This is a genomic window from Exiguobacterium sp. s28, from assembly GCF_018618135.1.
Lineage (GTDB): Bacteria > Bacillota > Bacilli > Exiguobacteriales > Exiguobacteriaceae > Exiguobacterium > Exiguobacterium mexicanum_A.
Map to the genome: position 1 here is coordinate 16,737 of NZ_JACSLL010000011.1, position 24,636 is coordinate 41,372.

Genomic DNA, 24,636 nt, shown 5'->3' on the forward strand with positions numbered 1-24,636 from the left:
TTTTATAGATAGCGTGGAGCGTCCTTCATCGAGTTGGCGAGGATCATATAGATGAGAAAGTTCCCCGGCACGATTAAAAAGAGCAGACGAACGCCGAGCGGGGACAGGTCAAAGTATTCAGCGATGCCGCCGCAGACACCGAAGAGTGAGCGGTTCGTGGCAGATTTGCGAAGCGGACGGGACATAAGTGTGGCTCCTATCTCAGTTGTGATATGAAAATTTTACCATATAAACCTACTGGAAATGTATAGGTTCCACAGGTTTTTTTTCGTCTGAAGCCGGGGAAGGGGTAAGAGAAAGCTGATGTGTCACCTGGTCCTGTCAAAGGAGGAGCCAATATGGCCAAGAAGGAAAAACAACCGTACCATATCGTCACGTTCACGTTTCCAGAGGAGTCCATCTCGTATCAAGCGTTCAGCAAGTTGAAAAAATACCACGCCGAAGGAATCGTCGGGTTCGAACAACTCGTCGTCATCAAGCGTGAAGATAACGGGGCCTTCTCGTTCGAGGATGCCGTTCAACTGACGCCGACGAACAAGTCGACGAAAGGTGCCTTGATCGGGATGGCCGTCGGGATTCTCGGCGGACCGTTCGGGATTCTGTTCGGCACGCTCACGGGAGGACTCATCGGAGGAACGAAAGATTTGAAACACGTCCAGAGTATTCAAGAGACGTTCAAGCGGACGGTCGGGAATATCGAGCCCGGACAGACCGGGGTGATGGCAATCGGGGAAGAGTTCGATCACTCGGTGCTCGATGGACTGGCGGCTGAACTTGGCGGCACGGTGACACGGACAGACGAAGAACTGTGAAGGGGAGTCGGACTACATGAAGATTGGTATTTTAGGGGCCGGGAAAGTCGGACGGACGCTCGGACGCAAGTTCGAGGACGTCGGCTATGACGTGTTGTACGGGACACGGTCAGAACGGGAAGGGACGATGTCGCTCCAGGAAGTAGCGTCGAATGCGCAAATCTTGTTATTGACGACACCGTTCGCGGCGGCCGTCGATTTGATTCAATCTCTCCGGGACTTGGACGACAAAATTGTCATCGATGTGACGAATCCGATTGCCAAAGAGTTCGATTCCATCGAGCGGCCGGAAGGGAAATCAGGGGCCGAGCATCTGCAGGAACTCGCACCGCACGTCCGCATCGTCAAGGCGTTCAACCAGACCGGCGTCGAGAACTTGGAGAATCCGAACATGTCGATGATGTTCATCGCCGGAGACGAGCAAGAATCGGTCCGGGCCGTTCAAGACCTTGCCTCGAAAATCGGCTTCGACGCCCATACGCTCCGTCACTTGAAGCTGGCGCGAGAGCTCGAGTCGCTCGCGTGGCTATGGATTCATTACGCGACGAAAGAACGGAAGCATCGGAACTTCGCGTTCTACTTGAAAGAGAATAGCTTCTAACAGAAAAGACGGTCACGCGTTGGCGTGACCGTCTGGTCGTTAAAAGGCAGCTTGACGCTCAGAGCGAGTCTTCAACGACTCGATTGTCTCGCGTTCGATGGCTTCGACTTCGCGTTGTTGCCAGCCTGGCATGAGGAACGCGTCGACGAGCGCCCAAATGCCGGCGACGAACAGCCCGATAAAACCAATCAATACAACCGTAAGGACGATTGAACCGACCGTGAGAGCAAGCATTGCAAGGGCGCTACCGGTTTTCTTGAAATAGAAGCGGTGAGCACCAAATCCGCCGAGGAAAAACCAAAGCAAGTACGCGACGACGAGATTGCGTTTCTTTTTCTCGACTTCGCTGTTGACGAGGAGCATTTCCTCCGTCGATAAATCGGTACGTGAATAATTCATGATAGGATGTGCCTTCTTTCCGAGAATTGATATAATGAATGCAGACTTTATTGTACCGGGAAACGGATGAATTCCCATGATTTTCTATTTATTTTTTTGGAAGTGAGGAATGAACCAATGGGTTTTGCGATTGTGACGTTCATCGTCGCGTTTATTCACGTCATCGCGGGAGCGGTCGTGTTACATAAATATCCGCAATATAAGTCGATCGCCATCAGTGTGATCGTACTAGGTTTCTTATATGGTGTGTTGACGGTTGGGTTTATTGTGTTATGAAAAAATCACCAACGATGCTACGTATTCGGGGGAAGTTCTCGAATCAAGATGTATTAAAACTAGGGACGGGCGTTATGCTCGGGTTTGTCGTATTGGAGCTGCTGCTCGGGGACGTGCCTCAAAGTACTTTGATGTCGTTCGCGTTCGTCCTCTATTACTGGCGCCGTGACGTGGCGTATGCACAAGGTAACGCGAGAGGGAAGGCCATCGGGGAACAGGCAAGTACGTTCACGCTTCGCGTCGTGATTGTCCTCTTGATGATCGGCTTCTTCATCTCGTTCCGTGTCGAGACACTCGACCATTCCTTGCGTGCTCTCATGCATTACGGGTTGGCACTCATCTTCGGGTTAAAGGGCTTTGGTCTCTGGTTTTTTCAAGACCTCGAACCTTCTACCGAACGTCACGCATAACATAGCGGGAAGACCTGGCCGACGCGATATTTTTGTTTGTATTCTTGAGCTTATTTGATGCAGACTAGCTAACGATAACGATGCTACTATGGCATCGATTTCATCCACGCGTTGAAAGGAATGTACATGATGAATGAGTGTCAAGACTTCGAGACCGGTCAGGTGAAAGCCTGACCGGTCTTTGGTTGAAGTTCCTCGATAACGTGAATAGGACAAAGAGTGCTGTTATTGTCTGCATTGGATTGGAAGGAGTCTTATTATGTGTACAGCAATCACGTACGCTCCGCACGCCCACTACTTCGGCAGAAACTTAGACTTGAACGTGTCCTATCACGAGCAAGTGACGATCACGCCCCGACACTATCCGTTTAACTTCAGACGGATGGGCGAGAATACGAACCATTACGCAATGATTGGAATGGCGACCGTCGTGGAAGACTATCCGCTCTATTACGAGGCGACGAATGAGAAGGGACTGAGCATGGCAGGGCTGAACTTCCCGGGGAATGCCGTGTTCAAGCCGGAAGTCGACGGACGAGACAACGTCTCCCCGTTCGAGTTCATCCCGTGGATCCTCGGCCAGTGCGCGACAATCGAGGAAGTGAAAGAGCGACTGGAGACAATTCATCTGATCAATCTCAATTTCAGCGACGCGCTCCCGCTTCACCCGCTACACTGGATGATCGCCGACAAGGATACTTCGATTGTTGTCGAGCCGATGACGGACGGGTTGCGCATGTACGACAATCCAGTCGGCGTCTTGACGAACAATCCGTCGTTCGAGTATCAGCTGTTCAATCTGAATGATTATCGGCACGTCTCGACGAAACTGCCGGCCAATACGTTCGCGCCGACATTGAACCTCGATGCCTATTGTCTCGGATTAGGCGGGCAGGGCTTGCCGGGTGATTTATCATCGACATCACGATTCGTCCGGGCAACATTCGCTACATTTAACTCGGTCTGCGAACCGACCGAGGCGTCCGCGGTCGGTCAATTTTTCAAACTGTTGGATACGGTGATGCAAACGCGGGGCTTGAACGAGGCGGCGGACGGGACGTTCGAGTACACGATCTATTCCTCATGCTGTAACGTCGACGACGGTATCTATTATTACCGGACGTATGACAACAACCAGATCACGGCCGTGTCGCTGTTCCATGAACCGTTAGACAGCGAGCGATTGATCACGTATCGGCTACAATATGAGCAACAGATTCATTATGAGAATTGAGAACAGCCCTCTTCGCGCGAAGGGGGCTGTGTGTTACAGTGTGTCGTTATAGAGAGGGGCCTCATCGTCCGTGCTGATGACTTTCAAATGACGCTCGTCTTTCACGTAGACGCTCTTATAGGCGACACGTTCACCTGCATAGAACAAGATGACGCGGTTGCCGTCGTTATCCGTCTCGACTTTCGGTTCATACTGTGCGATCTCAATCGTCTCCTCGAGCACGCCATACTCTTCGTATGTAGACAAGTCGTCTTCGTTTGAGCAGGCGACGAGAAACAGGGAAGCGACTATCGCGAGAATTGCTTTCTTCATCATACCTCTCCTTATTTGATAGTTAACCTATCAAATATAACGCAGATTGATTTCTTTTTCAAAAAAGAGCCAGGATGAGTCAGAGCGGATGTTCATGCGCCGATGACTAAAACGACACGTCCTTCTTCTAACGCAAGTGACTTGATGTTGCCGACTTTCACTTTTTGGAGCGGGCCGATTGCACTCAAGTCGAGCGTCAGTGTTCGAGCATCGTAAGTGATATAAGGCGAGTGGTTTAAAAACTTGTCGTTGAAGATTTCTTTATCCGTCGGCTCGACCTTTACGACAGTGAACACAATTTTCCGCCCGTGAATCTCTTTTGGCACCAATGTCAGTTTCATCCGAACATCTTTCGAGAAGAAAGCGACCCCGACTTTCTTTGACCCTGCTAAAATCAATTGTCCGTTTGTGATCTCGACGGTCACATCCGACAGCTCGGGGATTTTTGGACTTATGAACGATTGAAGTTTGGACGCCTCGAGTGGGACTGTGACAGCTACGTTATTCATCATCTTCTTAAACATACAACCAGCTCCCTTTACCATTTTTATACTTCACTAAATGATTAATACCTTTATTTTACAATCTTGAATCCTTTGTTTGGGAGAAAGTGATCCATAAGAAAAGACCAAGCTGCGCGCTTGGTCTTTTCTTTAGGCCGATTTATCGTTATTTTCTTTTTTCGCTTTTCGAGCGAGCGTCAAAATTTGATACACCTTGAAGAAGTCATACGCGGCTACGGCGATGATGAAGTACGTCCAGAAGCTGAAGCCGTACTCCTGCACCGAGTAGTAGGCGAGGACGGTGAACAGAATCCCGAACGAGAGACTGAACAAAAACATAACTTTTAAGTGTCGCGGCATCAATGCCACCTCATTTCTACATTAAGAATAATACGACCATGACGAGCGCGTTGTTGAACGCGTGAATCGCAATCGGCACGATCAAGCGACGCGTCTTGGCATAAGCGACCGTGAAGGCGAAGCTCATCGCCACGTAAACGAGAATCTTGTTGTCACCGTGGATGAGCGCGAACAAGAGCGAGCTGACCGCGAACGCGATCCAGAACCCGAAGCGGGCGCTCAAGTTGCCGAACAAGATATGACGGAACAGAATCTCTTCCATAATCGGTCCGAGCAAGACGACCGAGAGCGTCATGACCGGGACGAGACGGACGATATCCGCGATTTGCTCGGTGTTCTGGGAGCCCATGACGTCACCTGAAATCCACGTCTCAATCAAGTTGGCGACGATGACGAGCCCGTACTGCATGAGGATCCCAAGCCCGATCCATTTGACCGTGTCGTTCAAGTTCGACTGGATCCCTTGCTGTTTATACAGCTTCAAGTCGGGCCAAAGCAAGAAGACCGAGATGATAATCGTCAAGCTGAACCCGATGGCGAACCAGAGCCCGGTCGACGTCGGCGTGATCCATTCCGGACGCACACCGCTAATCAATACCGGAAAGAATTGAACAAACGCGTATAGCAGAATCGGGATGATATGCCGAATCCGAATGTTAGGCGCCATCGAAAAACGGGTATTTATCGATTGGTTTGAGTTTAGTGTAGCCAATTCAACACGTCCTTATTCCTAAGAGTCAACGTTCCTTTTGACCATTGTATCAAATAAGGTCTCTTGACCGCGAGTGGGAGCATTTTTTCGATGTTCCCGCTTGCATTTTCAGGCGTCTCATACTACACTAATCAATGTTAGCACTCCTTTTTGATGAGTGCTAAAACTTACGATTCAACGATACATCATTCATATTCGGAGGAGGTTTTTTCTATGTTAAAACCACTAGGCGATCGCGTCATCATCGAAGTCGTGGAGAAAGAAGAAAAGACGATCGGAGGCATCGTGCTTCCTGACACGGCGAAAGAAAAGCCGCAACAAGGACGCGTCCTTGCAGTCGGTACAGGCCGCGTCACGGACCAAGGTGAGCGAATCGCGCTCGACGTCAAAGAAAATGATTTGGTCATCTACTCGAAGTACGCGGGTACCGAAGTGAAGCATGAAGGCAAAGAATACTTAATCGTTCGAGAGAGCGACATTCTCGCAATCGTAGGCTAAGACTCACCATTCTTCAAAAACTTTTTTAGGGGGAAATGAACAATGGCAAAAGAAATCAAATTCTCAGAAGACGCACGTCACGCGATGCTTCGCGGTGTCGACGCACTCGCTGACGCGGTAAAAGTCACAATCGGACCGAAAGGACGCAACGTCGTCCTCGAGAAGAAGTTCGGCTCACCGCTCATCACGAATGATGGCGTGACCATCGCGAAAGAAATCGAACTCGAAGACCACTTCGAAAACATGGGCGCGAAGCTCGTTGCCGAAGTCGCCTCGAAGACGAACGAAGTCGCAGGGGACGGTACAACGACAGCGACAGTCCTCGCTCAAGCGATGATTCGTGAAGGTTTGAAGAACGTGACAGCAGGCGCGAACCCGATGATTCTCCGTAAAGGGATCGACAAAGCGGTTCGTCGTTCACTCGAAGAGCTCAAGCACATCTCGAAACCAATCGAGTCGAAAGAAGCGATCGCGCAAGTCGCAGCCATCTCGGCAGCGGACGAAGAAGTCGGCGAGTTGATTGCTGAAGCGATGGAACGCGTCGGCAACGACGGCGTCATCACGATTGAAGAGTCACGCGGCTTCACGACAGAACTCGACGTCGTCGAAGGGATGCAGTTCGACCGTGGTTACTTGTCACCATACATGATCTCAGACTCAGACAAGATGGAAGCGGTGCTCGACAACCCGTTCATTTTGATCACAGATAAGAAAATCTCGAACATCCAAGAGATCATCCCAGTGCTCGAGCAAGTCGTACAACAAGGGAAACCAATCCTCATCGTTGCGGAAGACATCGAAGGCGATGCACTCGCGACACTCGTCTTGAACAAGCTCCGTGGTACGTTCAACGCGGTCGCAGTCAAGGCACCAGGATTCGGCGATCGTCGTAAAGCGATGCTCGAAGACCTCGCGACGCTCACAGGCGGTCAAGTTATCACTGAAGACCTCGGCCTCGAGCTCAAGTCGGCAACGCTTCAACAGCTCGGACGCGCATCGAAAGTCGTCGTCACAAAAGACACGACAACAATCGTCGAAGGTGCTGGAGACGAAGCAACGATTAAAGCACGCGTTCAAACGATTCGCAACCAAATCGAAGAGACATCATCTGACTTCGATCGTGAGAAACTCCAAGAGCGTCTCGCGAAACTTGCAGGTGGCGTAGCCGTCGTTAAAGTTGGCGCAGCAACAGAGACAGAGCTTAAAGAACGTAAGCTCCGCATCGAAGACGCGCTCAACGCGACACGCGCGGCGGTCGAAGAAGGCATCGTCGCAGGTGGTGGTACGGCGTTCATCAATGTCATCCCAGCCGTTCGTGCGTTGCTTGCAGAAGTGACAGCGGATGAAGCGACAGGTGTGAAACTCGTCCTTCGTGCCCTCGAAGCACCGGTCCGTCAAATCGCGGAAAACGCGGGTGAAGAAGGTTCGGTCATTGTCGAGAAGCTCAAAAACGAGTCGGTCGGCATCGGCTACAACGCCGCGACTGGCGAGTACGTCGACATGATTGCTCACGGTATCGTCGACCCGGCGAAAGTGACGCGCTCAGCGCTTCAAAACGCAGCATCAGTATCAGCCATGTTCCTCACAACAGAAGCGGTCATCGCAGACAAGCCAGAACTAGCAGGCGCTGGCGGCGGTATGCCTGACATGGGTGGCATGGGTGGAATGGGCGGTATGATGTAAGTCATACGCTTTAATAGAGACCATTCATCAGCGAAAGCTGGTGGGTGGTTTTTCTGTATGCCAAATTTGCGGGTGATTTTTTTTGACCTGAATAATGTTCTTAAAGTAAACGCCGACGAGCTGACGAATGGAGGAGTGATATTGTGGCACCACTTTGCACCAATTGCAATTACAGATAAAAAGCAAAAGAGGTTCTTTCGCTTGGATTTTCAAAAAACGGAAAAGCTTGTCCTTAATATGGACAAAAATAATAACCTCTCTTTTTTTGCCAAATAGGGTTGATATTAAAATTCACTAGGTTATTATATTAACATACTTACTATTTTTGGAAACGCGAAAGGGGAAAACTATGTTCAAAAAAATCTTACTTTACGGTCTAGCCATATTAGGAATCATTTCAATTGTTTCATTTGTTTACATAGGTCTATTTATGGAGTCGGAAACACAGGCAGAGATTCCGGAAGGTGTTTATTACGTAGAAGACGAAGATCCGAAGCGAGTATATAGTTCAGAGGACGTTGTAGTTAATCAAGGTGTGATTTTCGGACTCACGTCTCTTCATCGGACTTTCGAAATCGGGGTGGAGCGGACATTTGAAAATCCGGGAGGTCCAAAACTCGAAATAGGCTACATGGTTAACAACAAAGTAGGTATCAAAGAGTTTGAAAAATTGACTGTCTCACCTTTCCAATTCCGTTTGTACACAATGGATGGGAGTGAACGTCCTCTATATAGAAACAATGAGGGTGATTATACTTGGGCAGAAGATGGAAAAACCGCAGAAGGTGTCGTGAATTTCTCGGTTAGTGGAGAAGAAGAGGAGTACATCTTAGAATTTGAATCAGAAGCATATCTTAAGGATCCTAAAAAAATATCATATCGAATCAAACTATAAAGACGGGGCAACCCGTCTTTTTCACGCAGTTTTATAAAGCACGTTACATAAATCTCAATCATAATAAACAATAAATTCTAAATAATCATTAATAAAAAGTTAAATGAATCCTTATTTGGTGTTAGTCTACTAATAGAGAAAATTTAGGAGGGTATGAAATGAAGAAAAGAACGATGCTTGTCATCGGTGCAGCAGCTTTAGTTGTGGTTGCGTTAGCGACCGGTGGGGACGAAGAACCATCAACAGAAGAAGCAGCAACACAAGAGGTTGTAGCCGAAGAGGAAACAACCGAGGTGGTGGAAGAAGAAGCGGTAGTTGAGGAAGCAGTCGAAGAAGAGGTAGAAGAAGTAGCTGCCGAATCAGAAAATGTACTCGGAGAAGTGGAATTACGCCCACTTATGAACGGTACTGGAACAGAACAGGTAGGCGAGTACGCTTATGTAGCGTCTTCAAAAGATGCGATTACAGAAGAGAACCTACTATCTTTCTTTGAGAACGAAGCAAGCAACTACGAAGATGCCAACTATCTTGTTATCGACTTGCAAGATGGTACTGCCTTCCACGTACTAAGCGGTATGCCTATGTTAACTTACGGTGTATTCAACACGGAAGAATTGAACCTAGAAGAACAGTGGGAAACAATCATTGTTGATACGGATAACGGTACGGTGTCCGGCACCTTGCATGATGGGGTAGCAGCAGACAAAGCATTATTTGCTAAGTAATAAACAAGTAGGGGGAAAATGAGATGAAGAAATATGCATTTTTAGCGGCTTCTGTTATGGCGATCGGTCTTGTGGCAGCTTGCGGTAGCGAAGAAGCAGTAGAGGAAACAGGGACAGAAGAGGTAGCGAAAGAAGAAACAGGCATGACTGCCGATGACGCATATTCATGGTTGAAAGAATCGGGTCTAGTTACTGGCGAAGCGGAAGATGTGACAAGCAAGTATGAGGGTTCAGAAGGCCTTGTGAAAGCTATCAGAACGCCGGAAGCCGATATCATGCAGTACGAAACGGTAGAACAAGCTAAGAAATACGAGAAACCGGATTCTGATACATCAAAAGTGGTAGACAATGTTTTCGTATTGCTTAAAGCGAATCAAGATAAATCGGAACAGTTCGTACAGGTGCTTGAAGCTAAAGCACCTCTAAGTGCAGAACAAGCAGCGGCAGTAGAGAACCATCCGTTTGCAGATTCTATGAACGCCGACTTCAATGCGTACACGACTGCTTTCTATGGTGTCCCAACGGATGAACGGTCTATGGTATACGACACTTACGTTAAGGACAAAGAAGTGACGTGGACGGGTACGGTAGCCGATACAGAAGCGATGGGCGATAGCATTGTCTTAGTATCATCAGACGATTACAACGGTCAAGATTGGTCAACTCTTAGCACTGATAATAAAGAGTTGCTGCCGTACACAATCGTTGTAGAGTTAAAGGACGAAAGCAGCAAAGCAGGAATCAAGAACGGCGACGAAGTGAAAGTGAAGGGTGTTGTCGGATCACGAGGTGACGTAGACTCACAATTCAACTGGAAACTGTACGAAGGTGAAATAGTCGAATAAGAATATCCCCCTAACGAGTGTGTTAGGGGGATTGTTGTATGTATTCAGTTCTATTCCAGTACGTCGGGTATGTAGTAAATACTGATTTCGATACCTAAGCTTAATCCGTCCTTACCTCGCACTTCATCGAATCCGACAACCTGTTTTACCTTGCCACCAACCACTTTAACCGACATTCTACGTACATACTTCGTAGCAAGTGTTTTCTTAACTTGTGTCGTCATGTTTTTTGGTACGTAACCGAAGTGATGTTCTTCATCTTCAATAAGGGTTAAGTACACTTTGATTGCGTTGGGGTCGTATTGGTTCGTAGGTTCTTCATCGAATCGAATATGTTCCTTGTACAACATTACGTCCTCAAACTCAAATCCTTCCGCATCTTCATCGAGAATTCCACTCTTCGTATAGCCACCGTATAGCTTCAAATCATGGTCTGAAAGATTTTTTTAGCGTTCTTACGAATCAATGCTTAAATATCCTTGTTGCCCTCGTTCTTATGAGTTACACCGGCGACGTTGAATGTGATTGATTCCAATACGGGGAGCTTAGGGTGTTTCGGCTTAGATTACGCCTTCACAACAACAGATGCCGGTTCTACTAGTGCCGCAACTGTTTCGATTGCCTCGTCCTATTTGAATATTTTCAACAGTGATTTAAACATTTTAGACCACCTGTTCTTTGTTGAATTGAGGTATCACTCAACCTCACCACGGAACCGCGCTTCTTCTCGTTGACGACGTTCCTCTTCTTCTTGTTCAAATTCTGCCTGGGCTTCCGCCCGTTCTCTTTCCATAGCCGCATAATACGCATTCTCTTTTTGGAATTTTGAAGCGTATTCTCTTCTTTTTTTTGCATCTTCTACTACTGCATCAATATGCCCATAAACAGATTTTCCGCCATCTTCATTATCCCAAGCACCTTTTAAATAAGGATAGGTGTAGTGGTAAAGCACCGTAGGATCAGATGGGTTTCCCTTAAAATATGTATGTCCATTAGAACGAATACCTATCAAAACTAGTTCTACTTCTCTAACTTGTCCGTATAAACCAACGATGCCGTACAACTGTTCCTCATCAGCCCCCATATAGTCAATCATGATATTAGAATCACGCACTTCATGTAGTTCTCTTTCGTGGTGTAGAATTTCTCTCCCTGCTGCATTAGTTGAAGCCCCAGTGATCTTTGTCTTATAAATGTTCAACTTCATTTCGATATTAATCTTTGTCGAAGGTAAGTCACCCCGATTTTTCACTCTAATGTACAGTGATTCTATTTTCTCATAAGTGTATTTGTCTTTGATTGGAAATCCTTCTTCTCTATATTCAAACATAGTGGCAGCTTCTACTTTAGCGTTACTGTATTTTTCTACGTCATTTTTTAAGTCAACTTCCGGAGATAACGAGAGCTTTGACTGACTCATTTTTTGTGTAAATCGAAAAACAATATAAACTAAATAGAGATTTATAATGGCTACAACAAAAGTTGTAATCGGGTCGATTTTATCAAAAAAATCAAAGAACTTATCTGCCCTCGTTACTTCTTTTGCTCCTGCTACAATAAAAACCAGATTCATTATTATCATCACCTTCGACTTCATAGTGTACAAATGTAAAAAGACATACTTTTTTTGGTAATACTCTTCATTATCATAATAAACTGATTGAGAAAACGAAAGCCAATGAGATGTACGGGCAATGGAATGATGATAAACGCTTGATTGAGTAATGGAAAAAAGGGTGCCGCCTTTAAAGTCAAAGCGACACCCGGTTTCAATCAATCCGTCTGTTTCCGGTTATACATCACAATACTTCCGACGAACATGACAAGTGCCCAGGCAGACAGAATCAAAAGTTCTATCCATGTAACACCAAGGCCAGTTCCCGCCTCGATTTGATGCGCCAGGTCAATCAAAACGATGTTCGGCAAGTACTCGAGCAAACCGATGATGGAGAAACGGTCCTCGTACACCAACAGCATCGGTGAGAACGAGAAGAAGAAAAACGCCGGCATGACGATGAGCGAGGCTTCCATGACCGTCTTCGTCATCAATCCGAGAATCGTCCCAATCCCGATATAAAAGAACGTCGAGACGATCAATGCGAGTGAGATGACGAGTAGGTTCGCAGGACTGTATCCCATGATGAAGGAGCACGCTGCAATCAAAACGAGCGTCGTCACAAACGTGAGCGCACTCTTCCCGAGCAAGATGTCGAGCGTACTCGCCGGAGACAACATCAGCCCGCGGAGCGTGTTCTTTTCTTTCTCTTCGGCGATCAATGCGCACTGGACGAACGTTGCGACGAGGCTGAACGTGATGTTGATGACGAAGTACGTCACGTCGATGCCTTCTCCGCCAAGCTGTGAATAGAAGACGGCGAAGAACAGCGGCATGATTAACGTCGAGGAGACAAATAAGTTCCGCGACAAGTCTTTATAGTCTTTCTGGAAAATGGCGAGTGCTCGTTTCATTGAAAATGTCATGATAGTTTCCTCCCCGTCACTTCGATAAAGATATCCCCGAGCGTCGGCTCATTCGAATGGATGGCCGCGATATTTTGGTCGCGCATCTGAGCATGGAGCCAGTCGGCCCCGTCTTTTCCTTGCTTCAATTCAACCATCTCCCCGTCATGCAGTTCGACGCGCATGGAGCCATTCGCATATTTCCGGCGTAATCGTTTCGGGGCGTCGAGGAGTTGAATTTCCCCTTGATGTAAGAAAGCGACGCGGTCGCACAGTTCCTCTGCCTCGTTCATATCGTGCGTCGTCAAGAAGATGGTCGTCCCTTTTGCCTTCAAGCGTTCGATGCCTTTATAGATGTGGCGTGAGTTGACCGGGTCGAGTGCGGACGTCGGCTCATCTAAAAATAACAGTTCCGGTTCATGTAACAATGCGCGGGCCAGTGTCACCCGTTGCAGCATCCCGCGCGATAAAGCGGAGATGCGTTTTTTGCGTTCCCCGGCCAAGTTCACCATCTGGAGCACGTCATCGATACGTGTGCGTGGCTCGTCGTACAGGTCGCAATAGAGCTGCAAGTTCTCTTCAATCGAGAGACGCGTGTATAGGCCGCTGTTATCGGTCAATACACCAATCCGCTTCCGATACTGTTCTTGTTTCAACTCCGAGACCGGCACGCCGAACACGGTCGCGTCACCTGACGTCTGAGCGAGTTGGGACGTCAAGATTTTGATAGTTGTCGTCTTTCCCGATCCACTCGGTCCAAGAAAGCCGAACACTTCTCCCTTGCCGACAGAAAACGTCACGTCGCGTAACGCCTCTTCATTGCCGAATAGCTTTTTTAATCCGTTCACTTGAATGATTGAGTCCATTCTCGTTCCTCCTCGTCGATGTCGTCTTGCTTGCTTTTATCATATCGAGAGGAAGAGGAGAGCGCATTAGAATGGCGATAAATGGCGCTTTTCGAGGAGCGAGTGGAGCAAATATAACGGTGAATGGATCCTATTTCAGCCCGATCATCGTCTTCAATTCAGCCATTTTCGTCTTCGAGAGCGGGATGGTCGTCTTCGCCGAATCATCGAGTACGAGGCTGAAACTGTTCTTCGTATACGTGATCACTTCCCGCACCCGTTGAAGGTTGACGATATATGACCGATGGCAGCGGAAGAAGCCGTACGGTGTCAAACGTGTCTCGAGTTCGTTCATCGTGAAGACGCTCGGGAACTGTTCGGACTGACTGTGCAATACGGATTGTCCGTCCTGACTCTCGATGTAGTCGATTTCCGGCGGGTCAAGCAAGACGATTTTCTCGTTCACTTTCGTCGGAATCTTCTCGAAGCGGACGTGCATGACGTCAGGCGTGATATCTTCGTTCGCATCCGGTTCATCCGGTTCCACGTCGAGCAGGCGCAAGTGTCGGTGGTCAATCCGATAGACGGTCGACGTGACGAACAGGGCGCTCTCCATGTTGCTCGTCAGAAGCAGGATGGCTTTTTGTTGTTGCTTCAGTTGCAGCAAGACGGTCGCGAACAAGTGCCGTGTCTCTTGGTCGACGTTTTGATCCGGTTCTTCAAGCACATAGATGTCCCGATTATGTAAGAGCAGGGCCGCGTATTGAACGCGCCGGACGAGCGACAAGTTGAGCCGGTTCAATCGTTTGTTCCGATATGGGGTGAGTTGAACGGTTTGCAAGATGGTATCCAGTGATTCCGTCGATGCGTAAAGCGTATGCGTGAAACGCAAATATTCCTCGACCGTCAGCCGGTCGTATAAGCCGTCACGGATGGAGAAGACCGAGAGCGTACGATTCGCTGTATCGATGGTCCCGGAGTAGGTCGCATGCTTGTCGGTCAATAGCGCGAACAATATTTCCCGGGAAGTGACGCCGCAGTGGATGGCTGCGACTTCACCCGGATTGATGGTGAACGAGATATGTTCAAGGATGAGCGTGTCTTGTTGGCGAACAGAGACGTTGTCGAACGTAAGCACCGAATCCCTCCCTTTTTAGTTGGAGTATACCATTGATTCAGGAAAGACTTGAGTAATGAATTGGAATAAGGCTATGCTAAACTGGAGATAATTTGAAATTAGATGAGGGTGTGTCAGTGAAGATGATTGAGGTCATTCCGTTAGATTTTGATAAAACGAGTATAGATGAGATTGACCGGACAGCCGATTATTTGAACTATCCGGTGATTTATATTTTGAACGGACAGAAGGAAGCGTATATTGGGGAAACGGTGCATTTCCAAAAACGCATGAAACAACATCTGAAGCTGAAACAAGCTGATCGGAAAAATGTAGACCAAATCAATCTCGTGAAGCATAAGACGTTCAATCGGTCGGCGACGTTCCATCTTGAGACGAAGTTGATCAACTACTTTTTAGGGGACGAGAAGTACACCTTACAAAACAAAAGCAAGACGGCGAGCGACTTCACACACAATTATTACAATAAATCGTTCTACGACAATGAGCTGTTTCCTGAGTTATGGGGTGCGCTACATAAGAAAGGGCTCGTCGAAAACGACCTGCACGCCATCGAGAACAAAGACATCTTCAAATTGTCACCGTTCAAAGAACTATCTGTTGAACAGATGGACTTGAAAGAGCGTGTGCTTGAGTTCTGTGAGACACGGATTGCGAAGTCCAAGCCCGAAGACACGTATGGAGATTTATACGTCATCGAAGGTGAGGCAGGCGTCGGCAAAAGCGTCGTGCTCAGTTCTATCTTCAATACCATTCAGGCGCGGACGAACGAGGCGGGTTCGAATCTGTATCAGACGGAGAACTATCTGGTCGTCAACCATGAAGAGATGCTGAAGACGTATAAAGGGATTGCCAAACAAGTCAAACACTTGAAGGCTGTCAATTTCGTCAAACCGACGCCGCTCCTCAACAAGTTACAAGATAAAAAAGTGGATATTATCTTGGTCGACGAGGCGCACCTCCTGTTGACGAAATCAGATGCGTACAACAATTTTCGAGCAGATAATCACCTCGAGGAGTTGATGAAACGTGCGAAGATTGTCATTGTCATCTTTGACCAAGACCAAGTGTTAAAGCTGAAGAGCCGGTGGGACCAAAGTGTATTAAAGAGATATAAACAAAAAGCGAAGTGTTTGAAAACATATAAACTGACGAATCAGTTTCGGATGCAGGCGGATGAGGATGTCATCGATTGGATCAACGCTTTTAAAGCTAAGCAGATACAGGCATTCCCGTCGTCTACAGACTATGATTTGCGCGTGTTTGAAACGTTGGAAGAGATGCATCAAATGATTATCGAACAAGATCAGAAACATGGACTCAGTCGAGTCGTGTCAACGTTTGATTATCTTCATAAAAAGGATGGAGAAACGTATTACGTCTATGAGTCGAACGGGGAGTATAAGATGCCGTGGAATACGACGGGCGGCAAGACGACGTGGGCCGAGAAGTCAGAGACGATTGCTGAGGCCGGGTCGATCTATACGATCCAAGGTTTTGATTTGAACTACGTTGGCGTCGTGCTAGGTCCTTCGGTAACGTACGATGAGATGAAGGATTGCTTGGTGATTGACACGAATCTTTATAAAGATACAGGAGCTTACGCTGGGATTGACGGTGTCAAAGATGTCGAGTTGGCGAAAGAACAGATTGTATTGAACTCCATCAATGTGTTGATGAAGCGAGGCGTCCGAGGACTTTATTTGTATGCGAGCAATCAAGCATTACGAGACAAGCTATTACACATTCAAAGAGAGAAGGTACAGATATGAACGAAGTACAACGACTGATGGACAAAGTGATTGAATTCCGTGACGAGCGCGATTGGGCGTTCCACCATAACCCGAAAGATTTGGCGTTGTCGTTATCGCTTGAGGCAAGCGAACTGTTGGAGTTGTTCCAATGGGTGTCGAGCGAAGAAGCGCTCGAGACGAAGCACGTCGAGATGAAAGAAGAACTCGCGGATGTCCTCATCTATGCGCTGACGTTCGCTCATGCGGCAGGAATTGATGTGTCGCAGGCGATTGAAGAGAAGCTTGAGAAAAATGCGGTGAAATATCCGAGTCCACAATCATGAGTGAAACGCTCGAAAGGTATCCTCCAGATCAATTTATGATTCCTTGCCATTTAATCGGAAAGAATTTCTCACCTCGCGTCGCATCGGAGAAAACAGGTATTCGGTTTTATACCCAGACCGAAGTCGGGGAGATGGAGCGCATAGGAAAGCTGATTGCTACGCACGGTCATGCGTCATTTGAACCACCACTTGAATTTCAACAAATGGAAAATCCGTATATCGGACTCTTTTGGATGGTGGACACCCTTACAAAACATATCGATACCCTTCGTTCTTGTGGAGCCGACCATATTTATATCGACTTAGGTGTCATTTATTATGGTGATTTAAAGTTGGGGTTTGACCCAGACTTCTTGATGAAACTTGCAAACTTGAAGATTGAGTTTTGGATTAGTGGTTATGAAGAGAAGGGAGAGAACTCATAATGAGAGCGAAACATCGACGCCTTTTTCTCATGTATCTCAGTGTAGGTCTATTGAATATCGTCCTTTTGCTTATGATGCCGCTTTTTCAAATCGAGAGTTCAACATGGATGCTCGTCATGTTTCCGTTATTGACGATTATTTGGTTTGCGAATGCTTTCGTTCATTGGAGACATATGAAACAAGAGACGATTCAATAAAAAAACGGCTGAAGCCTAGCATCTAGATAAAATAAATTCGAAAGGAGCTCGTCATGTATCATTATCTGAACGACATATAACCTTATATTCGCGGACCGCCTTATGATTTGTCTCGAACTTACTAGACAAATCATATGAGGAGCGGATGATATGAATCGGAATATAGTAGTTTTGTTAGCTGTACGTGTGATTGCGAATTTCGCGGATAGTTTTTATTTTTTAGCATCGGTGTGGTACGTCAAAGACATGACGGACTCGTCTTTTTGGATTGGCGTCACGACGTTTGTAGCAATGGTGCCGGTTGCGTTTCAAGTGCTGTATGGACCGTTGATCGATCGTTACGCCAAAAAGAAATTATTGCTTTTGGCAATGGCGGTGCAGGCGATTGTCTTCACAATCCTCGCGGGTTTATATGTAATAGATGAACTGTCGGTAGGGGTCGTCATTGTCGGCTTGTTCGTCGCGACGTTGGCGAGCGAATTGAGTTATCCAACGGAGTATGCACTCGTTCCGACTCTCGTTCGGGAGGCGGACCTGCAAAAAGTCAACGCACTCTTCACGTTCACCTATCATAGTCTCGATATCTTGTGCAATGCGATTGCCGGGATTTTGCTTGCGCTTATTGGTGTCGGTCTCGTCTATACGAGTAACGCCATTCTCTATCTGTTTTTATTTGGGGCGATTGGCTTTTTGTTACGCATAAACGAAACGAAGGCCCATACACCAAGCGATTTTATGTATTTTGCTGATTTACAATTTGGGTTTCGTTACGTATGGAAACTCGGTTCGTTTCGCACGTTGATTCTTGTCTTCACGTGCCTTAACTTCATGATTTCGATCTCACTTGGCGTCCTCCCGATTTTGGCGAAGACGGAACAGGAATACGGCTTATGGCTTGCAGCCATTTCGATTGGTACGTTATTGGGAAGCGGCTTATCGATTCGATTTGGCGTTCGTTCGTTACGATGGACATTCGTCTTGGCAACCGGATTCGGTGGAGTCGCTTGGTGCATCTCGGCATTTTGGTTGAATCGTAATTTTGGCGTGACGTTGATTTGTTTCAGTATGGCTTGGGTGGCGATTGGGATGATGGGGATTCAATTTCAAACGCTTCTTCAGCGTCAAATCGAACCTGATTATTTAGGACGCGTATTGACCGTTGTCTATGCCCTTCAAGGAATATTGGCTCCGTTCGGTTATTTACTCGGTGGAGCGCTCGCGGACTGGGTTGGACACGGATTACTGTATCTCGTCGGGGCAGTTACCTTATTAGGTATGAGCCGCTATTTTTTGAGAAATTCTTTTTTGAAATCTTCTATTGCGATGCACGATCAAGCTGTGTGACGCAGACGCCGTACAGCCTTTCCGAAAAAGACTGTACGGTGCTTTGTTAAATCAACATGTCGAACAGTGAAGGCGAAAAACATGCGAAAAATTGTGGAGCATCATAAATGATCCATATCAAAAGGAGATCAAGAGAGTGAATGCACGAACCAAAATGTGGTAGGGGCTCGCCATCCTTCACGGGATTTCCGTATGATTTTCCCGCTGTTGCTGTGCGGGTTTCAGATTCTGTTAGCGAGACAAGAACAGGAAGTGTCCTTAGACGAATGAATGTTAGTCCGGTGAAGTCTAATAACCCTCATCCTGATATGGGTTCGCATATAAATCGATGTCAAACTCGGCACAGATCCGATGGGCGAATTGAATCGTCTCCAAATCAAACACAAGCGACGGTGTTTGACCGCCTTCCATTACGATTACGATGATGAATCGCGCTTTGATGTCGTCATACGCACTGTAAATGTCATCTAAAATTGGTTCTTTTCCACGAAGTTGAGCAATGATATGTTGCAGCTGATCGTTCACATCAAATGAAGGCTGATAGCCCGTACCGAGTGACCACGATGTATGTTCGCGAGGATGGGAAGAATAGCCTTTTTCACCTCGTTTGAAGGTTTCTGTAGGAATGATTCCTAGCCGACGCGTCACATCTTCGATTGAGAAATCATCGGCAAGCAGTTGGAAATAGACCAGGACTTCGGTTTGTGTAGAATTCATGAACACCCTCTTTTCTTTGTATGACAGTCTACTTGAATATAAACGATGCAATCGTAAGAAAGGAATATGAATATGACCCAACGCGAACGGTTTGATCATTTATATGAGGCAGGGAAACGTTCCACCCGGCAAGCACTTCTTCTTGGAGTGTTCATCATCTTACTCGGCGCTATTTTTTGGTTCACAGGCGAGCGTCGACTCGCTGAACTGGTATGGTTCGTCTTGTTCATTCCGGTCGTCTCGTTCGTCAAAGTGTGGGCGCGGACGAAAACGCTGCTCACGTTCAACGAGGCTCCCGACTATCGGCGTCTCGTCTGGTATGAATATTGGAGTGGGATGGCCGTGATTGCGATCTTTTGTATATTGATTGTGACGTTGCTGTTACGTCCGGAACAAGCGAATATTTTGATTCTCGTTGTGGCGTTCAATCTATTTGCGTGGATTGCCTCTTCTAAGATTGATCAAAAGCTTGCCACCATCGACCCGGAACACGTGACGCATAAAGCCTATGAACGCGGTAAAGTCGGTTTCTTTTTAAAATAAAGGCAGTCAAAAAGGAGTAGCGCGCGCTACTCCTTTTCGTTTACCCGATCGACCAATTGTTTCGCTTCAAGCAGCGACAGGTCATATTTCTCACGCAAGAATTTAACGGTCGGAATCACGCCAATCGTATCGATTTTTTCTTTAATCGACGCATGGAATTCAGCATCTTGCACGATTGGTTCGGTATGGAGTTGTTTTCGTTTCAATGCACTCATATCCTTTGCTTGTTGCGCAATGATATTGATCAAGAAGGCGTTCAAAATCAATGAGGCAGTCAACATGATCGTGTTCCAATCCATTCAACCACTCCTTTCGACTTAATCATCGATGATATCGAAACTGTAAGCATTGGTGAGCGGGTTATGGATGATCAACTCATAACTGAGCTGTTGTTCGTCCACATCGTGAGTGATGTCGACATTAAGGGCGTGTCTCTATTTTTTCTTCGATTCGCTCGAGGCGATCCACTAAGACGTCGAACTGTTGTTGCTGATGAGCCGCGGTTTGACGATCCAACTCGAGTCGCGCGTCCGCCCGCTTCTCGTAGCGACCGATAAATCGAACAATCATCACGATGAACGCGATGAGTAACGCGAGTGGGACAAGTATTGCCAATAAACTAAATAGTAACGTCATTAAAACATTCATGCTTTTTCCTCCTTTATGTAATCCATACGGCTAGTATACTTCCAAATTCAGACAAACCCAAACGATTCCCATGATGGATAAGGAAACAGCAGGTCAGTTATGCTAACAGTATCTTCTTAAAAAGGGGTGGACCTATGGCCATTTACTATACATATCAACATGCGGGCGCCTGGGAAGCCGCCAATGCATGTGGCTACTTGTTTGGCGACCCAAACTTTGGAATTTTTCAAGACGAGGACTACGCGTATCATCGCCCTGCTTACGACTGGCTCGCGGGACAATATGAGCAACGGACGAAAATTTCGCTTCGTGGAAACTATCCAGTTTGGTTGAGCAAAACAAGGCCAGACGTCGCACGGGGTGGCTACTTGGAACCTGGAGAACCGGGCGTCGTGCTGACCGTTGAGCTGCCGGACGCACATGTGCTCGCAGTCGAGGCCGGTTACTGGACGTTCGCGTTGAATCGGTATTTTCTCTCGTTTGAAGATCGGGAAGCCGAAAGCGAAGAAGAGTTGAAACAATCTTGGGAGAAAATGTTCGACCGCGACTGGTGCGAATCGATTGTCGAGGAGTACCCAGAGACGAACACGAAATATCACTATCTCGTCGATCGGGTTGATCTCGAGCAAGTGCTCGACGTGACGACGTTTATTGAGGAGGGTGTGTGATGGAGCGACCAACGCGACTAGGTACAGACGAGGCGGGTTACGTCATCAATCAAACAGACGTGACACGGATTCAACCGATGTTTCGGCCAGTGCTCGATGCAGTGATTCAGTTGTTGCGAGAAGAATTTGCAGAAGCGCTACATAGCGTATATGTATACGGTAGCGTCGGTCGTGGGACTGCTGTGGCCGGAGAATCGGATTTAGACGTGACGGTCATCGTCAAACGGGAAGTGGACGTTGACGTATTGAAGCGACGGAGCATGATCTTATTGCAGGAACATCCGGAAGTAATCAAAATTGATTATGACATCGGGCTGTTGGATACAGTGCTTGAGCCCGCTAATCATTTTGAATGGGGGTTTTGGTTACGTCACATGTGTGCATGTGTTGACGGGACTGACTTGTCTCATCGTTTTTCGTACATGAAACCGGACGCGCGGACTAGCCGAGCGTTGAATCGAGATTTGTCCGATCAGTTACGAGAAGCGCAAGTGAAATTGAAGGCAAGATGTATGACGGGAAACGAAAAACGATCACTCGTCAAACGGATGATTCGAGGCGCGTATTTGACAATCAACGTCGAAGATCAAAGTTTTGTATCGACGATCACAGAGAGTCTGTTTGTATTGCGCCTCTATTTTCCGAACAGTGAAATCATAGATGACTTAGAGCGAGTCATGGAGTCAGAAGAAGTTCAGGATGAATGGTTGGGTGAGTTGATTGTGAAGTATGAATCGTCGTTCCTTCCATGATGACAGTCATCTATCAAAGCGACTCCTTCCGGTCTAAATCATCAAAATGAAATTCGACATGAAGCATTCCTACTAAAATGTATAACTGAATCAATGACTTAAGCAACATCGGAATATAGATGACTTCAAAAAACAATAAGCCCTCAAATAAGAACATACATAGAAGGATAAGAAGAAAAGTGAACGTTTTACCTCTTTTGAATCGAGAGAACAGGCGAATGCCTGCAAGGAACGGATAAAGTAGCGTCTTGACTGTATTGGACATGCTGGTAAGTCCTTTCTAAAAACGTCACCGCTCATTGTGTGGGATGTAGCCAGGTCTGGTGCGTCTGCGTCTGACGTCCGATTCGAAGTAATACATTGGGGTAATAACGCCGATCGAGAGATAAAGCGGAATGAGAGCTTCTAGTAATAATGACACAGGGATTAACGCTTCGGTGATGAGAGTCCATCCAAGGACAAAGACCAACATGAAGGAAACCATCATTCCTTTTTCTGTTTTAATATATGGATACAATCCACGCATCAATAAAATATACGGGAATAAAAGATAATAGAACATTCGTTTCACGTCGTAACGTCCTTTCTCGAGAGATTCACTCAAATGATTTGAAATAACCATTTTTGATATGGCGAGTTAATCCAGTCACTTCTCTTACATGTCATCACTCGTTAAGCTGGACGTATCCCGGTTTTGTGCGTCTACGTCTGACATCCGATTCGAAGTAATACATTGGGGTGAACAATCCTGCTGAAAGATAAATCATAAAAACGATTTCCAGTAAGAGCGAGACTTGGAGGCCATATCCGATAACGAGGACATGGACGGGGACAAAGAACAGCATGAATGCATAAGACATTGTACTTTCCGTTTTGATAAATCGATATAATCCTCGCATTAATAAGATGTAAGGAAATAAGACGTAATAGAAGAAACGCTTCAAGTCGTAACGCCCTTTCTTGAGCTTTGCGCCCAGATTATGTATATTCGTCTTTTTCAGTATAATAGGAACACCACATACAAAGAAGGAGCTTTTTCATGAATCCATCAATTGCGATTATCGGAGCCGGTGTGAGCGGCTTATATGCCGCGTCGCTCCTCACTGAGAAAGGCCATGACATCACCGTGTTCGAGGCGCGTGACCGTATCGGGGGACGAGTGTTAAGCCATGACGGGTTCGACCTCGGCCCGACCTGGTATTGGCCAGAGACAGAGACGACGATCACCCAGCTGATCGAACGCCTCGGCCTCCCGACGTTTTCTCAACACACGACCGGTGATTTGATGCTCGAGCGGCAGTTCGGTGTCATCGAGCGCCATACGCTCCCGCCCGGTCACACCGTCCCATCGATGCGACTCGTCGGAGGCATGGCCAGCTTGACGACGGCACTCGCTACAAATTTGCCTACCGGGACGATTCAACTCGAGTCGACCGTCACCTCGATTCAACAGACTGAAGACGATGTCTCCATCGAACTCGAAACAGGGCGGTCCCAAATGTTCAGTCACGTCATTCTAGCGATCCCACCACGACTCGTCTCACGCATCTCGTTTCACCCAGAACTGTCTGAAACGACGAAGTTAAAGCTGGAAAACACGCCGACCTGGATGGCCGGGCAGGCGAAAGTGCTCGCCGTCTACGACCGTCCGTTTTGGCGAGATAACGGTCAATCCGGTCAAGGCATGAGCTGGGCCGGGGTGTTGCAGGAGATTCATGACGCCTCGCAACCGGGCGGACTGGCCGCGTTATTCGGCTTCTTTCGGTTGTCTGCTGCCGAACGCTCGGTACTCGACCGAGACGAATTGAATCGACGCGTCATCGATCAACTCGTGCGCCTGTTCGGGGAAGAGGCGAGACAGCCGCGAGACGTCTTATACGTCGATTGGTCGAGTGACCGGCATACGGCCACGGTTCAAGACGGGGAGCCATTGACCGATTTCCCTGTCTATGAGCCGATCTCGCTCGATCCAGTCTGGGAAGGAATGCTCTCACTCACTGGGACGGAGACGGACTCCTTGTTCGGCGGTCATATCGAAGGCGCGCTCCGGGCAGCGGAACGTACCGTCGAGCAACTTTAACCAAAAATGCGTATCATCCCAAGCCAGGGACGATACGCATTTTTCATTTGAACTTCTTGATCATCAGCGCGAGCGAGCGATTGATCATCGTCATCTCGTCATCTTCAAGCACGGAAAACATTTCTTCGGCGAGCCGTTCTTCGATGACATCGATTTGTTTCGAATACTCCATACCGATTGGGCCGAGCCGGATGAAGCTTTCGCGCAAGTTGTCCGGGTTCTTCTCTTTTTTTACGAACTCACGTTGTTCGAGCACTTTGAGAACTTGGCTGACCGCACTTTTGGAGATATTCATCTTTGTCGCAATCTCGGTCGTCGTCCATGTGTCTTTTCGTTTGAAGAGGAGCAACATCTGTTCTTGCTGGTAACTGAGTTCGAATTCATTCAACTCGGTAAAATATTTGGTGAACAACAAGTCGAGCTCGTCGATTTGACGATACATCTCGATGACTTGCTGTTTGCGTGTGTCCTTCAATG

At 47.3% G+C, this 24,636-nt stretch carries 35 protein-coding genes; 19 read left to right on the forward strand and 16 right to left on the reverse strand.

Features of this window, described 5'->3' with window-relative positions; genetic code table 11:
* Positions 1-2 precede the first annotated feature (2 nt).
* Positions 3-185 (reverse strand): PspC domain-containing protein, encoded by a 183-nt coding sequence (locus KNP78_RS11415; protein WP_214824369.1) that lies wholly within the window; start codon positions 183-185, stop codon positions 3-5.
* A gap of 153 nt (positions 186-338) precedes the next feature.
* On the opposite strand from KNP78_RS11415, the gene KNP78_RS11420 reads away from it, so the two are divergent.
* Positions 339-812 (forward strand): hypothetical protein, encoded by a 474-nt coding sequence (locus KNP78_RS11420; RefSeq protein WP_214824371.1) that lies wholly within the window; start codon positions 339-341, stop codon positions 810-812.
* A 16-nt stretch (positions 813-828) separates the two neighbouring features.
* Positions 829-1,413: an NADPH-dependent F420 reductase gene (locus KNP78_RS11425; RefSeq protein WP_214764640.1), complete on the forward strand. Its 585-nt coding sequence runs from the start codon at positions 829-831 to the stop codon at positions 1,411-1,413.
* Positions 1,414-1,452: 39 nt separating this feature from the next.
* Here KNP78_RS11425 and KNP78_RS11430 read toward each other — a convergent pair whose 3' ends face one another.
* Positions 1,453-1,812 carry a TM2 domain-containing protein gene (locus tag KNP78_RS11430; RefSeq protein ID WP_034781421.1) on the reverse strand — a complete coding sequence of 120 codons (360 nt, stop codon included), beginning with the start codon at positions 1,810-1,812 and terminating at the stop codon, positions 1,453-1,455.
* Between the two features lie 117 nt (positions 1,813-1,929).
* On the opposite strand from KNP78_RS11430, the gene KNP78_RS11435 reads away from it, so the two are divergent.
* The 3 genes from KNP78_RS11435 to bsh all read left to right on the forward strand — a co-directional run bounded on the left by KNP78_RS11435 (position 1,930) and on the right by bsh (position 3,732).
* A complete protein-coding gene (locus KNP78_RS11435; RefSeq protein WP_029596201.1) occupies positions 1,930-2,088 on the forward strand; it encodes a hypothetical protein in 159 nt (52 codons plus the stop codon).
* Entirely contained in the window at positions 2,085-2,498 is a 414-nt protein-coding gene (locus KNP78_RS11440) for a hypothetical protein (protein WP_214824372.1), read from the forward strand. Before KNP78_RS11435 ends, KNP78_RS11440 begins: the two co-directional genes overlap by 4 nt.
* Before the next feature lie 259 nt (positions 2,499-2,757).
* The gene (gene bsh / locus KNP78_RS11445; RefSeq protein ID WP_214824373.1) at positions 2,758-3,732 is read left to right on the forward strand and encodes a choloylglycine hydrolase; all 975 of its coding nucleotides are present in this window, start codon (positions 2,758-2,760) and stop codon (positions 3,730-3,732) included.
* Positions 3,733-3,765: 33 nt separating this feature from the next.
* Here the strand turns inward: bsh and KNP78_RS11450 are convergent, their stop codons facing one another.
* From KNP78_RS11450 to KNP78_RS11465, 4 genes are all read right to left on the reverse strand, one after another.
* Positions 3,766-4,044 (reverse strand): hypothetical protein, encoded by a 279-nt coding sequence (locus KNP78_RS11450; protein ID WP_214824374.1) that lies wholly within the window; start codon positions 4,042-4,044, stop codon positions 3,766-3,768.
* A 92-nt stretch (positions 4,045-4,136) separates the two neighbouring features.
* On the reverse strand, positions 4,137-4,568 hold the full coding sequence (locus tag KNP78_RS11455) for a hypothetical protein (protein ID WP_214756781.1): 432 nt from the start codon (positions 4,566-4,568) through the stop codon (positions 4,137-4,139).
* Between the two features lie 129 nt (positions 4,569-4,697).
* On the reverse strand, positions 4,698-4,907 hold the full coding sequence (locus KNP78_RS11460) for a YdiK family protein (RefSeq protein ID WP_131472784.1): 210 nt from the start codon (positions 4,905-4,907) through the stop codon (positions 4,698-4,700).
* 16 nt (positions 4,908-4,923) lie between these two features.
* Complete coding sequence (locus tag KNP78_RS11465; protein WP_251128373.1) at positions 4,924-5,619, reverse strand: CPBP family intramembrane glutamic endopeptidase; 696 nt, start codon at positions 5,617-5,619, stop codon at positions 4,924-4,926.
* A gap of 213 nt (positions 5,620-5,832) precedes the next feature.
* On the opposite strand from KNP78_RS11465, the gene groES reads away from it, so the two are divergent.
* From groES to KNP78_RS11495, 6 genes are all read left to right on the forward strand, one after another.
* A complete protein-coding gene (groES, locus tag KNP78_RS11470; protein ID WP_021065365.1) occupies positions 5,833-6,117 on the forward strand; it encodes a co-chaperone GroES in 285 nt (94 codons plus the stop codon).
* Between the two features lie 42 nt (positions 6,118-6,159).
* On the forward strand, positions 6,160-7,800 hold the full coding sequence (gene groL / locus KNP78_RS11475) for a chaperonin GroEL (RefSeq protein ID WP_214824375.1): 1,641 nt from the start codon (positions 6,160-6,162) through the stop codon (positions 7,798-7,800).
* A gap of 57 nt (positions 7,801-7,857) precedes the next feature.
* The gene (locus KNP78_RS11480) at positions 7,858-8,076 is read left to right on the forward strand and encodes a hypothetical protein (RefSeq protein ID WP_214824376.1); all 219 of its coding nucleotides are present in this window, start codon (positions 7,858-7,860) and stop codon (positions 8,074-8,076) included.
* A 73-nt stretch (positions 8,077-8,149) separates the two neighbouring features.
* Positions 8,150-8,695, forward strand: a complete 546-nt coding sequence (locus KNP78_RS11485; RefSeq protein ID WP_214824379.1) for a hypothetical protein — start codon at positions 8,150-8,152, stop codon at positions 8,693-8,695.
* A gap of 158 nt (positions 8,696-8,853) precedes the next feature.
* Positions 8,854-9,420: a hypothetical protein gene (locus KNP78_RS11490; RefSeq protein WP_214824382.1), complete on the forward strand. Its 567-nt coding sequence runs from the start codon at positions 8,854-8,856 to the stop codon at positions 9,418-9,420.
* Positions 9,421-9,443: 23 nt separating this feature from the next.
* Positions 9,444-10,265, forward strand: a complete 822-nt coding sequence (locus tag KNP78_RS11495) for a hypothetical protein (protein ID WP_214824386.1) — start codon at positions 9,444-9,446, stop codon at positions 10,263-10,265.
* Between the two features lie 50 nt (positions 10,266-10,315).
* Here the strand turns inward: KNP78_RS11495 and KNP78_RS11500 are convergent, their stop codons facing one another.
* From KNP78_RS11500 to KNP78_RS15815, 5 genes are all read right to left on the reverse strand, one after another.
* Positions 10,316-10,690 carry an HIRAN domain-containing protein gene (locus KNP78_RS11500; RefSeq protein ID WP_214824389.1) on the reverse strand — a complete coding sequence of 125 codons (375 nt, stop codon included), beginning with the start codon at positions 10,688-10,690 and terminating at the stop codon, positions 10,316-10,318.
* Between the two features lie 269 nt (positions 10,691-10,959).
* Positions 10,960-12,042: a hypothetical protein gene (locus KNP78_RS11505; RefSeq protein ID WP_214824391.1), complete on the reverse strand. Its 1,083-nt coding sequence runs from the start codon at positions 12,040-12,042 to the stop codon at positions 10,960-10,962.
* Complete coding sequence (locus KNP78_RS11510; RefSeq protein ID WP_214824394.1) at positions 12,039-12,746, reverse strand: ABC transporter permease; 708 nt, start codon at positions 12,744-12,746, stop codon at positions 12,039-12,041. Before KNP78_RS11510 ends, KNP78_RS11505 begins: the two co-directional genes overlap by 4 nt.
* Positions 12,743-13,591, reverse strand: a complete 849-nt coding sequence (locus tag KNP78_RS11515; RefSeq protein WP_214824398.1) for an ABC transporter ATP-binding protein — start codon at positions 13,589-13,591, stop codon at positions 12,743-12,745. Before KNP78_RS11515 ends, KNP78_RS11510 begins: the two co-directional genes overlap by 4 nt.
* 130 nt (positions 13,592-13,721) lie before the next feature.
* Positions 13,722-14,708: a LytTR family transcriptional regulator DNA-binding domain-containing protein gene (locus KNP78_RS15815; protein ID WP_214824401.1), complete on the reverse strand. Its 987-nt coding sequence runs from the start codon at positions 14,706-14,708 to the stop codon at positions 13,722-13,724.
* A 122-nt stretch (positions 14,709-14,830) separates the two neighbouring features.
* Here KNP78_RS15815 and KNP78_RS11525 point away from each other — a divergent pair, with 122 nt between their 5' ends.
* The 4 genes from KNP78_RS11525 to KNP78_RS11540 all read left to right on the forward strand — a co-directional run bounded on the left by KNP78_RS11525 (position 14,831) and on the right by KNP78_RS11540 (position 18,751).
* Positions 14,831-16,480: a DUF2075 domain-containing protein gene (locus KNP78_RS11525; protein ID WP_214824534.1), complete on the forward strand. Its 1,650-nt coding sequence runs from the start codon at positions 14,831-14,833 to the stop codon at positions 16,478-16,480.
* On the forward strand, positions 16,477-16,785 hold the full coding sequence (locus KNP78_RS11530; protein ID WP_214754722.1) for a nucleotide pyrophosphohydrolase: 309 nt from the start codon (positions 16,477-16,479) through the stop codon (positions 16,783-16,785). The genes KNP78_RS11525 and KNP78_RS11530 overlap by 4 nt, the downstream gene beginning before the upstream one ends.
* Complete coding sequence (locus tag KNP78_RS11535) at positions 16,782-17,210, forward strand: hypothetical protein (RefSeq protein ID WP_214824404.1); 429 nt, start codon at positions 16,782-16,784, stop codon at positions 17,208-17,210. Before KNP78_RS11530 ends, KNP78_RS11535 begins: the two co-directional genes overlap by 4 nt.
* A 347-nt stretch (positions 17,211-17,557) precedes the next feature.
* Positions 17,558-18,751, forward strand: coding sequence for an MFS transporter (locus KNP78_RS11540; RefSeq protein WP_214824407.1), 1,194 nt, complete (start codon positions 17,558-17,560; stop codon positions 18,749-18,751).
* 288 nt (positions 18,752-19,039) lie between these two features.
* Here the strand turns inward: KNP78_RS11540 and KNP78_RS11545 are convergent, their stop codons facing one another.
* Positions 19,040-19,468: a DUF4279 domain-containing protein gene (locus tag KNP78_RS11545; RefSeq protein ID WP_214824414.1), complete on the reverse strand. Its 429-nt coding sequence runs from the start codon at positions 19,466-19,468 to the stop codon at positions 19,040-19,042.
* A 72-nt stretch (positions 19,469-19,540) separates the two neighbouring features.
* Here KNP78_RS11545 and KNP78_RS11550 point away from each other — a divergent pair, with 72 nt between their 5' ends.
* Positions 19,541-20,011 (forward strand): hypothetical protein, encoded by a 471-nt coding sequence (locus KNP78_RS11550; protein WP_214824417.1) that lies wholly within the window; start codon positions 19,541-19,543, stop codon positions 20,009-20,011.
* A gap of 26 nt (positions 20,012-20,037) precedes the next feature.
* Here KNP78_RS11550 and KNP78_RS11555 read toward each other — a convergent pair whose 3' ends face one another.
* Both KNP78_RS11555 and KNP78_RS11560 read right to left on the reverse strand, forming a co-directional pair.
* Positions 20,038-20,310 carry a hypothetical protein gene (locus tag KNP78_RS11555; RefSeq protein WP_214824420.1) on the reverse strand — a complete coding sequence of 91 codons (273 nt, stop codon included), beginning with the start codon at positions 20,308-20,310 and terminating at the stop codon, positions 20,038-20,040.
* 121 nt (positions 20,311-20,431) lie between these two features.
* Positions 20,432-20,659 carry a hypothetical protein gene (locus tag KNP78_RS11560; protein WP_214824423.1) on the reverse strand — a complete coding sequence of 76 codons (228 nt, stop codon included), beginning with the start codon at positions 20,657-20,659 and terminating at the stop codon, positions 20,432-20,434.
* A gap of 134 nt (positions 20,660-20,793) precedes the next feature.
* On the opposite strand from KNP78_RS11560, the gene KNP78_RS11565 reads away from it, so the two are divergent.
* Positions 20,794-21,327 carry a DUF3841 domain-containing protein gene (locus tag KNP78_RS11565; RefSeq protein ID WP_214754630.1) on the forward strand — a complete coding sequence of 178 codons (534 nt, stop codon included), beginning with the start codon at positions 20,794-20,796 and terminating at the stop codon, positions 21,325-21,327.
* On the forward strand, positions 21,327-22,079 hold the full coding sequence (locus tag KNP78_RS11570) for a nucleotidyltransferase domain-containing protein (RefSeq protein WP_214824426.1): 753 nt from the start codon (positions 21,327-21,329) through the stop codon (positions 22,077-22,079). Before KNP78_RS11565 ends, KNP78_RS11570 begins: the two co-directional genes overlap by 1 nt.
* A gap of 289 nt (positions 22,080-22,368) precedes the next feature.
* Here the strand turns inward: KNP78_RS11570 and KNP78_RS11575 are convergent, their stop codons facing one another.
* On the reverse strand, positions 22,369-22,650 hold the full coding sequence (locus KNP78_RS11575; RefSeq protein ID WP_214824428.1) for a hypothetical protein: 282 nt from the start codon (positions 22,648-22,650) through the stop codon (positions 22,369-22,371).
* A 468-nt stretch (positions 22,651-23,118) separates the two neighbouring features.
* Between KNP78_RS11575 and KNP78_RS11580 the strand changes: the two genes are divergently transcribed.
* Positions 23,119-24,159, forward strand: coding sequence for a flavin monoamine oxidase family protein (locus KNP78_RS11580; protein ID WP_214824430.1), 1,041 nt, complete (start codon positions 23,119-23,121; stop codon positions 24,157-24,159).
* A 43-nt stretch (positions 24,160-24,202) separates the two neighbouring features.
* On the opposite strand, the gene KNP78_RS11585 is transcribed toward KNP78_RS11580, so the two are convergent.
* Positions 24,203-24,634: a MarR family winged helix-turn-helix transcriptional regulator gene (locus KNP78_RS11585; RefSeq protein ID WP_251128539.1), complete on the reverse strand. Its 432-nt coding sequence runs from the start codon at positions 24,632-24,634 to the stop codon at positions 24,203-24,205.
* Between the last annotated feature and the right edge of the window lie 2 nt (positions 24,635-24,636).